The organism is Bacillus sp. FSL W8-0848, assembly GCF_038007805.1.
In the GTDB taxonomy this organism is placed as follows: Bacteria; Bacillota; Bacilli; order Bacillales; family Bacillaceae; genus Bacillus; species Bacillus glycinifermentans.
Map to the genome: position 1 here is coordinate 680,379 of NZ_JBBOYB010000001.1, position 11,773 is coordinate 692,151.

Genomic DNA, 11,773 nt, shown 5'->3' on the forward strand with positions numbered 1-11,773 from the left:
AATGTTATTTCAATTACCCGAAATCGATAGAGAAGCAACCAAAAAGAAGGTTGAAGCCATACTGGATAATTACAGGGTGGTTCTCTTGCAAGTGCCAGATGATCTGCTGCCGAAGATCACAGCGGGTTTTAACATCGTTCCACCGTCAAATACAAACGCGTTTCATTCATCTACCGAGGATACGGCCATCAAAAGAATTGAAATGGAACAGGAACGACATGCCTTTCTCTTAAAAATTCAAAAGGCTGTGAATCGATTGCCGGCCAATGAACGGCAGATCATCATCATGAGGTATATGTCACAGGATCACCGTTTTGATTATGAGGTTTATAACGAAATCGGGTTAAGCCCGCGCACATACTTCCGGATAAAATCGCGTGCTTTTTACAATCTGGCTTTTGCATTGAAAGAAGAAGTGTATGTGAAGGGAAGTGCTTCGTAATGAATTTTGTGCAGCCTATCCGGGATATGGACCAGATTTATTATATAAAGAAATTCCTAAGAGAACGGAGTGAAAGAAACTATCTGCTTTTCGTCACCGGCATAAACTCAGGCTTGCGTATATCTGATTTACTTCGTTTAAGAGTCCGCGACGCCAAACGAATGTACATTGATTTACGCGAGAAGAAAACCGGCAAGCAGAAACGGATTAAAATAAATAAGGCACTAAAAAAGGCCTTGGCCGACTATATTAAAGATAGAGATGACCAGGAATTTTTATTTAAGAGCCGCGAAGGACTAAATAAACCGATCAGCAGAAGCACAGCATACAACATATTGAAAGAGGCTGCGGAATACGTCGGACTTGATGGGATCGGCACCCACACCATGAGAAAAACGTTCGGTTATTGGCACTATAAAAAATTCAAAGACGTGGCTCTGCTTCAAGAGATATTTAACCATTCCAGCCCTGACGTCACTCTTCGATATATCGGGATTACTCAAGACACAATGGATCAAACAATGGATGCATTCAGCTTATAAGCTCATCTGTCTTCAAAACGGATGAGTTTTTTCTGTCTATTTTAATGAACTAACCATAATGAGAAAGTGTCCAACTCATTTTAAGGAAATGGCTACAAACTATGCAGGGCAAAGGGTTCCGCGTTTCTGTGAATTGGACACAATATAAGATATGGCTAATTCGTGGATAATGTGGATAAATAAAAAAATTCGATTGACAGCAAAATGATTTTGGCACAATTATGGCACAACGTTGGCACTCTGTTTTGTTTTAGATCGGTTAATATGGTAATAGGTCAAAAACAACGAAAGTGAAATTAAAAAAGAGCAACCGGCTGGCTGCTCTTTTGTCTTATGATCTAGGGTTTTTGTAAATACCAAGATGTTCTTTAATAGCATCTTGAAGAAGATGCGAATAATTAATTTTATGCTCTTTTGCAATGTCGTCCATCCAGCGCGGGATAGTTAATGTTTTCTTAACTGCCGCATTCTCCATTTCATGACGGAAAGGCGGCATCCATGTTTCGATTAATACGATGATTTGGCTATCTTCTGTTTCGATATCTTTTGAAGATGTCGGCTGAGGAATTTCATCACCATCTTGTTCAAGGCCATATAGATGGAGTGCCATAGCTTCTTTAGCCATTGTTAGAGCTTCTTCATCCGTATCACCACAAGTGATGCAGCCAGGCAGATCAGGAAAAGTCACTGTGATTCCGTCATTGTCGTAATCGAAAAGGGCTGGATAAATGTAACGATCTTTTTTCATAATCTATAACCCCTTTATATTTTTATGATAGTTCCTTTACAAGCAGGGCTATTCAAGCCCCGCCTGTTTAAGGATTGATTTTACTGTTTTCTTTGGAAAGTCTTTCTTAGGATGTGGGATGGTAACCGTTCCGGGTTTTGTTGGATGTTTAAACTGATGATGACTACCTTTTACCCTTACTTGGTACCAACCATCTTGCTCAATTTTCTTGATTAGCTCTCTTGAATTCATTTGATGGTTACCATCTCCTTTCGACATACTTATTATAACACGTATAAAAATACGTATCAAGTATCTTTTGTTATTTTTTATTTATTTCAATAGCATCCTACGGGGTGCTTTTTTATTTGGGTAGCTACTGACCACGGAAGGCGTTCGGGTGCACACGGATAGCCGGATGAAAGCAAGCGTTTCAGGGGGTTCAGTCTTAAACCCCTTGGTTTTATGTTCTCTGTAAACCGGGTCCAGTGAATCTTAGAAAAAACGATTGTCGGCAAAGGAAGCCTCTAAGTGTGGGTCCGGTTTAGAAAGAATATACTGGAGGGTGTTCCTATTGAAAATCTTAGTCGTTAAATATAATGGATTAATTAAATCAGACGAACAGCGAGAAAAAATCAGAGAGGAGGCAAGGAAAGCAATTGAAAGAGGGGTTTTTGTTTGTGATGAGAGCGTGAGTGTGGATTCGGTTGATGTTGAAGCGAATTCTGCTGGTCTTCATAAAAATGTAAATAACGCTGAGGTGCATCTAAAATCGACTGAACTCAATGATCCAACTCAGAAAACGATAACTGTTAAATCTCCTTCTGTTTATACAGAGGCAATAAAAAATATTACAAAGAGTTTCCAAGAATGTGTGGCAGATATTAAACAGATAATATATGAAAAGCCACCTATTGGGGTGAAGCCTAGATTCATTCATGATGAACAAAGGGCAGAAGAATTGAGCAACGCAATGATGAGATATATACAAGTTAATAGGAAAATACCTGCTGAGTGGCTGGAAGAATACAATGAATTAGTTGGAAATGAAAATTAACATAGATGATAAAAACAGGCGCTTTCCCAAACGGGAAGGCGTTTTTTTATGTAGGAGGCTTGCATATGGAAGTCGTTATAGAAAGTATTGAGAGAAAAGGAGAAACCCTATTTAGTGGCGGGAGCATAATGGTATTTCAAACCTATGGGTTTTTGATAAAAGCCACCGTTCGTTTTAAGTCTGGACCCAAAGTTGAAGGCAGCTTTCATTTTCCAGGGGAACGGGAAATGAGCTTCTCTCAAGCTGAGCAGAAAATACGTGAGTTGTTTGCTGATCAAGGGGAAGGCGTATGAGTAGGGAACGTAAGCAACGCTATAGATACCTACGAGAGCAACGAAGGGAACGTGACTATGAGCTTGGATTTATACAACTGGCTGGCCGTCCGTTCTGTAAGCCCAGACTAGTACGACTGGGGCCGGCGCTAACCCTATCGAGATTCATGGCGGGGGCAAGGCGATGAATACTGACCGTAAGAAGGAGGAATAGCATGGACGCAGTTTACGAACATCCGTTTATGACAATGTGGTTTATATTCTGGTTTGCTTTTTGTTTGCACGGAATAACTATCAAAATCAAAAAATGGTAACTGAGGAGGAACAGTGATGAGCAAACGAGTCATTCAAAAGTTAGCACACGGCTCATTGGTGTGGGACAAAGGAGAAATGAAGTCTCATTTTGTAACACATGAGGAAGCCGCAAAGCTTGAGCAAGGACCGGCAGCAGAAGTGTCAGAGGACAAAGCAGATCCGAAGCCAAAGGCAACAAAATCGAAAGGGACAAAGAAGGATGAAAAGACTGATACCAAATGAGATATTGCATTCATGACGGCTGCCGGACTCTCTTAGAGGAAGGCAGCTATTATTGTGATCAGCATAGGCCAAGGAAGAAAGGCCGAAAGCAAAACAAGTTTCAGTCTGCAAACAAGTCTTTCTATCGATCTGATGCTTGGAAGGCCATGAGAGAGTACATTTACCAACGTGACGCCGGCACTTGCAATGAGTGTGGTCGTTTTGTTTTTGGACAGAACGCGCACATTCACCATGTCATTCCGATTTCCAAGCAGCCAGAATTGAAGCTTGATGAAAACAATTTGATTCTCCTTTGTCCAAAATGCCACGCCAAAATAGAAAATCAGGAAAAACAATCCCCCCCATCTGTTTTTTCAAAATTTTTTTGATTTGGGGACAGGGCAGGGGGAGTCACGTGTATACAAAAATGAAATTTTAAAGGGGGGTGTGAGGGAATTTGAAGGAAATGACACCACAGCAGCGGTCGGCCAGAACTCGAAAATTGAAAAAAATACGAGCTGATGAAGAAGGGAAAATTTTAGCCTGGCTGAAAGAGGCGGGGACATATTCTGAAACCCTTACGCCTCTGATCAATACCTATTTGGATGCTCATGTGATCTATACCCAAATGTATGAAGAATGGCGGGAAGAAGGTTTTCCGGCCACGCGGCTGCATCAAAATAAAGCCGGCGCAGTAAATGAAATGAAACACCCTCTTGCTCAACAGGTAGCTGATTGGAACACGAAAAAAAGCAAGCTGCTGGAACAGCTGGGGCTTACACCGAAGCTTCAAAAACAAGTCGGTGGTCAGCCTAATTCTAATACCGACAGTTTCCAAACCTTTAAATCGAAGTGGAGTGCTGACAGGTGATAGAACGGGGTGTGAACTATGCTGATTTATATGCTGATCAGGTATTGAAGAATAAAAAAGATCATTGTAAATCGGTTATAAAAGTTGTTGAGCGCTACAAGAGAATGAAAAAGCGGAAAGACGTGTGGCTGGATGTCGACGAGGCAAATAAAGTCATGGATTTTATAGAAACCTTCTGCAAACATTCAAAAGGAGAGCTTGCCGGCGAACCAATTGAATTGGAATTATGGCAAAAATTCATTTTCACAAACATATACGGCTTTTATAAAAAGGATGACAAGGGAAGGACCGTCCGGGCTGTTCGGACTGTTTATATTCAGATTCCACGGAAAAACGGCAAAACTGTTTTAGCGGCCGGCGCTGCCACATATGCAATGTACGCAGACGGAGAAAAGGGCGCCGAATGTTTTACAGCGGCGACCGATGCAGAACAAGCGAACATTGCAGCAAAACAAATTGCGGCGACCATTCAAAATAGTCCAGACCTTAACACTCGGACTCAAATTTATAAAGGTCCGAAGGGGCACATTAACGCTATCATTTACCGGTACACCATCAACGGTACACGGTTTGAAAATAGCATCCTGCCTCTGTCTAAAAATACACAGGGCCTTGATGGTAAAAACCCTCATTTCGTTTTGCTGGATGAAGTACACGCGCAAAATAATGCCGACATGTACGATGTTTTAAAATCCGGTATGGGTTCGCGGTTGCAGCCGTTAATGTTCATCATTTCGACAGCGGGAAAAGGCACGACTTCCGTCGGCCTGCAAATCTATGATTATGCGCGAGGCCTATTGAAAAACAAAAATGAGGAAGAAGAGGACATTTCCTATTTCACGTACATTACCGAACCCGACAAGGGAGATAAATGGGATGATCGGAAAGTCTGGAAAAAGGTGAACCCAAACTGGGGAATCAGTGTCCAACCCGACTTTTTAGAAAGTGAGTTTAAAACGGCTCAGATGAGCGCGGAGCGAAAGGATGAGTTTTTGGCCAAGTATCTGAATATTTTCGTCCGCAGCACCGGCACGTATTTTGACAAAGATATTGTCCAGAAAATGATCGAGGACAAGGAAGGGAATCTGATCAAAGACCTGGGCGATTTATCCGGCGAACAGGCAGTCATTGGCCTTGATTTATCCAGAACCACAGACCTCACATGCGTGTCTATTAATATCCCGACCCATGATGAAAACGGAAAATCTATGTTGAAAGTCAAACAGATGTATTTTATCCCGGATCATAACCTGGAAGCACGCGAAAAAATGGAGAACATCCCGTATCGGAACTTGGCCGAGCGGGGTTTTTTAACGTTATGCCCTGGTAAAACGATTGACTATGATATGGTCGTCGAATTCATTGTGGAATGCTCACGAATTTATGATGTTGAGCAGGTCAATTATGACCCGGCTCTTTCTCAAAAAGTGGTTGAAGCCCTTGAGGCCGAGGGATTGACCTGTGTCGAGACAAAGCAATATTCGACCGTCCTCAACGCTCCTTTTGATGACGTAGAAGTATTAATGTATGAGGAACGAATTAAGACGGATAATCCCCTTTTTATCTACTGCACAGAAAACGTTGTAGCGGATAAAAACTTTCAAGGCTTGAAGCGGCCTTCCAAAAAGCAAAGTAAAGCAAAAATAGACGGCTTTGTTGCTTTTTTGAATGCCCATAAAGAAACTATGATGATGCTGGTTGATTACGATGAAGACGAATATGACGCAATGCTTAATGAATTGTACAGATAGGGGGTGATGAGAGTGGGGTTTATCCGTAATTTAGCGGGACGGTTCAGCAAACGCAGTTTCAATTGGTTTCAAAACTCATATTTTAATTATGGTGCATTTGTAAATGACGATAATATCCTGAAATCCAGTGACACATACAATCTGATGAAGCTGATCAGCGATCAGGTCGCATTGACAGATTTTGTTGTGGAAGATGGAACGACGGGGAGAGACTCAAAAGACCCGCGGGCTCTTCAAGCTTTGCGGATTTTAAATTGTCCCAATGATTATTTAACCGGTTTTGAATTTAAGAAACTGCTGACAAATGTATATTTGCTCCGCGGTGACGTGTATGTCTTCTACGATCAAAGCCAGCTGCACATTTTAAATAACGCTTATAGCGAGCTGACCGCCGCCGGAACGGAGAAAATCACTGTGTCCGGTGAAGTCGTTCCGTCCTACATGGTGAGGCACATCAAAAATATAGGCTTGAGCCATTTGGAGGGTGTTGGCCTGTTAGAGCTGGCAAAGGAAACGCTGGAAGGCGTCATGAACGCTGAAAAGGCGCTGACTGAAAAATATAAAAAAGGCGGGCTTATGGCGTTCCTTCTTAAATTAGAGACGCACCTTTCCCCGACCAACACGAATCAAACCAAAACCGTAAAAGCGATACTTGACCAGCTTGAAGGGATTAAAGATTCAGGGAAAACAAAATTGATTCCTTTAGGCCGAGGATATGAAATTGAAGCGCTTGAATCCCCTGTGGATGATGAAAAGACGCTCAAATATTTGAATATCTACAAAAAAGATTTAGGTAAGTTTTTCGGGATGGATAAGGACTTGCTGGACAAGCTCGAAGAAAAAGACATGGAACAAGCCATGATGAAGCTTTATACCAGCTGTCTACAGCCTATTTTTCGCAACATCGAAGAGCATTTGACCATTTTGTTCTTCGGAAAAGATAGTGGGCTGCGCCTGAAATTCCGTCACAATCTCTTAAACTTCGTTGGAATGAAAACAAAAACAGAGATTGCCTACAATCTGGTACGGACATCGATCGCCGTTCCCGATGATGCACGGGAAATGATCGGTTTCCCACGTTTGAACACAAAAGAATCCAGCAAGCTTTATATCAGTAAGGACCTTGTTGGCTTGGATAGGCTGGAAGATGTTCTGAAAAGCAGCCTGAAAGGTGGTGATGAGGATGGATAAAGAGCAGCGGACTTTTCAAATCAAGGGGCTGGAAATTCGGCAGCTTGCAGATCAGGAAGAGACACCACAAATAACCGGTTATGGGGCTGTTTTTAATAGTCCGGCCGATATTGGCGGGATGTTCACCGAAGTGATCGCGCCCGGAGCCTTTCAAAAAGCGTTATCAAGGCAGGCCGATGTTCGTGCCCTTTTTAATCACAATTGGGATTATGTGCTTGGGCGGACACGCAGCGGCACCCTCCAACTCGAAGAAGATGACAAGGGTTTGAAATTTACTGTTACGCCGCCAGGTACCTCTTGGGCAAATGATCTGCGCCGGAGTATGGAGCGCGGCGACATCAATCAATGTTCTTTTGGCTTCAACGTAGTAAAAGATGAATGGAATTATGATACATCACCGGCGACACGCACGATTCAAGAGGTAGAACTCTTTGAAATTAGCGTTGTCGCCTTTCCTGCTTATGAGGATACAGAAGCGTCACTAGTCCGATCTGGTGACATTTATCAGAGGGCAAAACAAAAAAATGAGCTGCGGCAAAAAAAGCAGCAACTAATTAATAAAATTCAGGAGGCTATGAAATGAAGAAATATTTAGAGAGACGTAAAGCAGCAATTGAAGCACGTATGAAAGAAATCCGGGCTGATCTCGAATCCGATCAAACGGAAGCTTCTTCCGTTGAGAAGCTTGAAAAAGAAGTCACTGAACTATCAGAAGAATTGGAAGCTATTAAAGCGGAGCTTACAAAACTAGAAAGTGGTGAAAGTGGTGATGCTTCCACGGCCGAGGGAGAAGGAGAAAGAGACGGCGACGAAGGCGAAGAAGAAAGGGAATCAGATGAAACAGAACAGCGCGGCCAGCAGTTTTTCGATACAGAAAAACGGGATGCTATTGTCAGCAATATTATGAAATCTTTGTCCTCTGAAAGCCGCAAACAGGCAAAAGCAGGGGAGCAGCGCAAAGCCTTTGCAAACTATCTTGTCGGGCGTATCAGCGAAAACGAAGCGCGGGCGATGGGCGTTGAGACAACCAACGGGAAAGTTTTAATTCCGGAATCTCTATCAAAAGAAATCATTACCTATGCCCAGGAAGAAAACCTGTTACGGAAATACGGAACTCGCGTTCAGACAAAAGGGACACAAGGTTATCCGGTTCTTGTGAAGAAAGCAAAAGCCCAACGGATTAAAACTGAAAGAACATTGGACAATCCAATTCCACAGACCGACATCAATTTTGACGAAGTATTCCTGAATCCTTCTGAAATTGATGCGCTAGTGCTGATTACCAAAAAATTGCTTGCTATGACTGATATGCCTGTTGAACAAACAGTTATTGAAGAGCTGAAAAAATCCTATGTAGAAGAAGAGGCAAATTTCTTCTTCAACTCTACAGATAATCCCGGTTCCTTGATTCAAAAAGCTGTTGCATTTAATCCGGGGAATATGGAGGTTTATGACAAGCTTGTTCGATTGAAAAATTCAGTTCCAACTTCTAAACTCAAAAATTCTCGTTGGATGATGAATAGAGCTGCCCTTACAGCTATTGAAACGTTAAAAGATAAAGACGGAAAGCCGTTGTTGCGCGAGGCTTATATTGAAGGATCCTTCGGTTACAGGATTCTGGGCTATCCGGTTGATGTAACTGATTATGTGGACGGTAGCACGCCGGATGTACCACGCCTATACTTTGGTGATTTTAGTTCATTCCACATTCAAGATGTCATTAATTCTTTAGAAGTCAGCAAGCTTCTGGAAAAATACAGTGATACAAACCATGTCGGCTTCAAAATTTGGCACTTAAATGACGGCCAATTAATCTACTCACCATTTGAACCAACAGTATTTAAATTGGAGTTGACGACTGATGGCGGAACTGCATCGGCTTAATGATCGCTTAAAAGAGCATTTAAGGATTGAAGACAGTGAGGAAGATTCCTTGCTGTCTTTTTATTTGCAGTCGGCTACAAAATACATCAGAAGGGCAACAGGGCGTGAGGATGATCATTTGATTATTCTGGCGGCCGGCATCTTTTATGAATTTAGGGTGACGGAAAAAAGTATGAGCCTTGCCCTGGATGCCTTGACCCCTTTAATCCTTCAAGCGGAAATGTGTGGTGATGACAATGCCAGTGAATCCGGGGGACCTGAAACATAAAATTCAGATTCAAAAGCGGGTGCCAGGGCGCAATCCGGAAACGATGAAACCGGAATACGTTTGGACAACGTTTATAAAAGCCTGGGCTGAAATCATGCAGCCGCGGGATCGTTACATTATCCAAGCATCTGCGGCCCATCAGGAAAATACTGCATGGTTTCGCATTCGACACAGAAAAGGGATTAAATCAGGCTCTATGCGTGTTGTATACAAGGGTCAGCCTTTTAAGATTGAAGAGGTCATTCCCGATTTGCAAAATCAGGAGCTTATGACATTGCAATGTGTGGGGTGGGATCATGAGAATAGCAGTTCAAGTTGATGGCTTTGACGATGCTCTTCGTCGTCTTGAAAGGTTTGGGCAAGATGTTGAAAAACGTCAAGTCAGAGCATTGCGAGCCGGCGGGAACGTTTTAAGAGACGGCATGAGGGCGGAGGTTCCTGTATCAGAAATTGATCACAAACACATCAAAGACGATATTCAGGTACGGCAGACGCCGAAGAAAGACAGACCAATTCCAAACGCAATCAGCTTTGATATAGGCCCTGGAAAGGAAACGGCTTGGCGGGCGAAGTTTGTCCATAATGGCTATGTTGCAAAAAACGGCCGGTTCGTACGGGGAAACCCGTTTGCTGTTCGGGCTTATCGGCTTAAACGCGTGGCAATCAACCAGGCTGTCATGAATGAAATGCGGAAAGGGGCAAGGTCATGATTAATTATGAACCGTACATCGTAAAAGCCCTTTTAGATGATCCTGACGTATTTCAGATGACTGACGGCCGGATATATGCCGGAAACTTCCCTTTAGAGGAATCTCGTGAATATCCTCACATTTTAGTTCTGGAGATGGATAACGTTGATAAGGACTATGAGGACAATAAAGCCGTATCAGCGGAAATTGATATACAGATCAACCTATGGGTGAAGGCTGACGACAACATAGGGCCTTTGCAAACCGCGGTGGATAAAAAAATGAAAGCTCTCAATTGTAGACGTATCACTGTTTCTTCCTTTGATGAAGATGATCGTTCTGCTTTTAGAAGAGCTTTTTTATATCGAACAATTGTGAAATTAAAGGAGGAAGATCAATGAGCAGTGTTATTGTAGGTCTTGAAAATTTAGTATATGCCAAGCTCATCAAAGACGAAAAAGGAAATATTCAATATGGACCTGTGCAGCATTTCGCGCCAGCTATTTCAGCAAACGTTGATACATCCAACGAAAACAGCACGTTATACGCAGATAACGGGCCGATTATCGTCAATTCAAATACCGGTGAAACAAAAGTGAAAATAGGGACTTCTGAAATCCCTCAGGCCGTTCTTGCGGAGATTACAGGGCAAAAGATGGTCAAAGGGGTTATTGCATGGAGACAAGACGCTGTTCCGCCATATGTTGCCCTCGGGTTTACGGGAACAAAAGAGGACGGAAATGTGCGCCATGTATGGTTAACCAAAGGCCGTTTTGGCATTCCGGGTACTGATTGGAAAACCAAAGAAGACAAAACAGATTTCCAGACAGAAGAAATTGAAGGCACATTTGTCCAACGAAGTGACAAGGTTTTCAAAATCACCGGTGACAGCAGCGTGGAAGGATATGAAGAATACAGAGATACATTCTTTGATGAAGTATTTGACGTCTCTAAACTTGATAGTTCTTCAACGGTTACGGCTTCAACTTCAACAACAACCACAACTAAAACAAGTACAAGCGGGGGAGCAGCATAATGTCTAAACCTTTGGAAATTACATTACGAATTGACGGTGAAGATGTAGCGTTTACGCAGGAATTTATCCCTTTTAAATTTAAGCGTAAAGCACTTGAAATTGAGAAGTACGCGAGAAGCGATGAGGCAGAACCAGAGGAAGTTGAAAACAGACAGTTGAACCTTATCGTTGAAATTTTTGATAAAAAATTCACAAGAAAGCAGATTAATGACGGTCTGAATACGATCGATCACCGGAATGTGATTTATGACATTATCGGGGTCGGGGTTCTCGGCTACCCAACCCGTGAGGAAATCGAAAAAGAAAAAGAGGATTTTGATCTGGGAAAGCTGCTGGAAAAGGTACAGAAAGAGTCACAATAGATCAGGCATTAGACAACGTCAAAGATATATACATTCAATTGATGGACGAAAGAGGATGGACGCTAAATGAAATTGATAATAGCGACTATCCTTTTTTTATTGAATTGCTTGAGCATCGGGAAAAACTCAAGAACCCGAAAGAGCAACGCAAGCGGGCAAAAACTG

The 11,773-nt window shown here is 42.5% G+C and carries 19 protein-coding genes; 17 read left to right on the plus strand and 2 right to left on the minus strand.

The window, feature by feature from the left end; translation table 11 throughout:
* Nucleotide 1 precedes the first annotated feature (1 nt).
* Together NSQ39_RS03590 and NSQ39_RS03595 are read left to right on the plus strand one after the other, a co-directional pair.
* Nucleotides 2-442, plus strand: coding sequence for an ArpU family phage packaging/lysis transcriptional regulator (locus NSQ39_RS03590; RefSeq protein WP_043054102.1), 441 nt, complete (start codon nt 2-4; stop codon nt 440-442).
* The gene (locus NSQ39_RS03595; protein WP_043054103.1) at nt 442-984 is read left to right on the plus strand and encodes a site-specific integrase; all 543 of its coding nucleotides are present in this window, start codon (nt 442-444) and stop codon (nt 982-984) included. Before NSQ39_RS03590 ends, NSQ39_RS03595 begins: the two co-directional genes overlap by 1 nt.
* Nucleotides 985-1,315: 331 nt before the next feature.
* Here NSQ39_RS03595 and NSQ39_RS03600 read toward each other — a convergent pair whose 3' ends face one another.
* The gene (locus NSQ39_RS03600) at nt 1,316-1,732 is read right to left on the minus strand and encodes a type II toxin-antitoxin system HicB family antitoxin (protein WP_341014211.1); all 417 of its coding nucleotides are present in this window, start codon (nt 1,730-1,732) and stop codon (nt 1,316-1,318) included.
* A 48-nt stretch (nt 1,733-1,780) separates the two neighbouring features.
* Nucleotides 1,781-1,963 carry a type II toxin-antitoxin system HicA family toxin gene (locus NSQ39_RS03605; protein WP_043054107.1) on the minus strand — a complete coding sequence of 61 codons (183 nt, stop codon included), beginning with the start codon at nt 1,961-1,963 and terminating at the stop codon, nt 1,781-1,783.
* 322 nt (nt 1,964-2,285) lie between these two features.
* On the opposite strand from NSQ39_RS03605, the gene NSQ39_RS03610 reads away from it, so the two are divergent.
* The 15 genes from NSQ39_RS03610 to gpG all read left to right on the plus strand — a co-directional run bounded on the left by NSQ39_RS03610 (nt 2,286) and on the right by gpG (nt 11,608).
* Entirely contained in the window at nt 2,286-2,768 is a 483-nt protein-coding gene (locus NSQ39_RS03610) for a hypothetical protein (protein ID WP_341014213.1), read from the plus strand.
* 65 nt (nt 2,769-2,833) lie between these two features.
* Nucleotides 2,834-3,061, plus strand: a complete 228-nt coding sequence (locus NSQ39_RS03615; RefSeq protein ID WP_341014215.1) for a hypothetical protein — start codon at nt 2,834-2,836, stop codon at nt 3,059-3,061.
* A gap of 309 nt (nt 3,062-3,370) precedes the next feature.
* Entirely contained in the window at nt 3,371-3,577 is a 207-nt protein-coding gene (locus tag NSQ39_RS03620) for a hypothetical protein (RefSeq protein WP_341014217.1), read from the plus strand.
* Between the two features lie 146 nt (nt 3,578-3,723).
* Nucleotides 3,724-3,945 (plus strand): HNH endonuclease, encoded by a 222-nt coding sequence (locus tag NSQ39_RS03625; RefSeq protein ID WP_341014219.1) that lies wholly within the window; start codon nt 3,724-3,726, stop codon nt 3,943-3,945.
* Between the two features lie 77 nt (nt 3,946-4,022).
* Nucleotides 4,023-4,427 carry a P27 family phage terminase small subunit gene (locus NSQ39_RS03630; RefSeq protein ID WP_341016860.1) on the plus strand — a complete coding sequence of 135 codons (405 nt, stop codon included), beginning with the start codon at nt 4,023-4,025 and terminating at the stop codon, nt 4,425-4,427.
* Nucleotides 4,424-6,178: a terminase large subunit gene (locus NSQ39_RS03635; protein ID WP_309245900.1), complete on the plus strand. Its 1,755-nt coding sequence runs from the start codon at nt 4,424-4,426 to the stop codon at nt 6,176-6,178. The genes NSQ39_RS03630 and NSQ39_RS03635 overlap by 4 nt, the downstream gene beginning before the upstream one ends.
* 12 nt (nt 6,179-6,190) lie before the next feature.
* Nucleotides 6,191-7,369 carry a phage portal protein gene (locus NSQ39_RS03640; RefSeq protein WP_175075423.1) on the plus strand — a complete coding sequence of 393 codons (1,179 nt, stop codon included), beginning with the start codon at nt 6,191-6,193 and terminating at the stop codon, nt 7,367-7,369.
* Entirely contained in the window at nt 7,362-7,952 is a 591-nt protein-coding gene (locus NSQ39_RS03645; RefSeq protein ID WP_216898704.1) for an HK97 family phage prohead protease, read from the plus strand. Before NSQ39_RS03640 ends, NSQ39_RS03645 begins: the two co-directional genes overlap by 8 nt.
* On the plus strand, nt 7,949-9,253 hold the full coding sequence (locus NSQ39_RS03650) for a phage major capsid protein (protein ID WP_341014223.1): 1,305 nt from the start codon (nt 7,949-7,951) through the stop codon (nt 9,251-9,253). Before NSQ39_RS03645 ends, NSQ39_RS03650 begins: the two co-directional genes overlap by 4 nt.
* Nucleotides 9,231-9,521 (plus strand): head-tail connector protein, encoded by a 291-nt coding sequence (locus NSQ39_RS03655; RefSeq protein ID WP_254416466.1) that lies wholly within the window; start codon nt 9,231-9,233, stop codon nt 9,519-9,521. The genes NSQ39_RS03650 and NSQ39_RS03655 overlap by 23 nt, the downstream gene beginning before the upstream one ends.
* Entirely contained in the window at nt 9,484-9,840 is a 357-nt protein-coding gene (locus tag NSQ39_RS03660) for a phage head closure protein (protein ID WP_268365896.1), read from the plus strand. Before NSQ39_RS03655 ends, NSQ39_RS03660 begins: the two co-directional genes overlap by 38 nt.
* A complete protein-coding gene (locus NSQ39_RS03665; RefSeq protein WP_052500255.1) occupies nt 9,818-10,231 on the plus strand; it encodes an HK97-gp10 family putative phage morphogenesis protein in 414 nt (137 codons plus the stop codon). Before NSQ39_RS03660 ends, NSQ39_RS03665 begins: the two co-directional genes overlap by 23 nt.
* Complete coding sequence (locus NSQ39_RS03670) at nt 10,228-10,611, plus strand: hypothetical protein (protein ID WP_340033089.1); 384 nt, start codon at nt 10,228-10,230, stop codon at nt 10,609-10,611. The genes NSQ39_RS03665 and NSQ39_RS03670 overlap by 4 nt, the downstream gene beginning before the upstream one ends.
* The gene (locus NSQ39_RS03675) at nt 10,608-11,246 is read left to right on the plus strand and encodes a major tail protein (protein WP_341014227.1); all 639 of its coding nucleotides are present in this window, start codon (nt 10,608-10,610) and stop codon (nt 11,244-11,246) included. Before NSQ39_RS03670 ends, NSQ39_RS03675 begins: the two co-directional genes overlap by 4 nt.
* Nucleotides 11,246-11,608 carry a phage tail assembly chaperone G gene (gpG, locus tag NSQ39_RS03680; RefSeq protein ID WP_043054118.1) on the plus strand — a complete coding sequence of 121 codons (363 nt, stop codon included), beginning with the start codon at nt 11,246-11,248 and terminating at the stop codon, nt 11,606-11,608. The genes NSQ39_RS03675 and gpG overlap by 1 nt, the downstream gene beginning before the upstream one ends.
* Nucleotides 11,609-11,773: the final 165 nt, after the last annotated feature.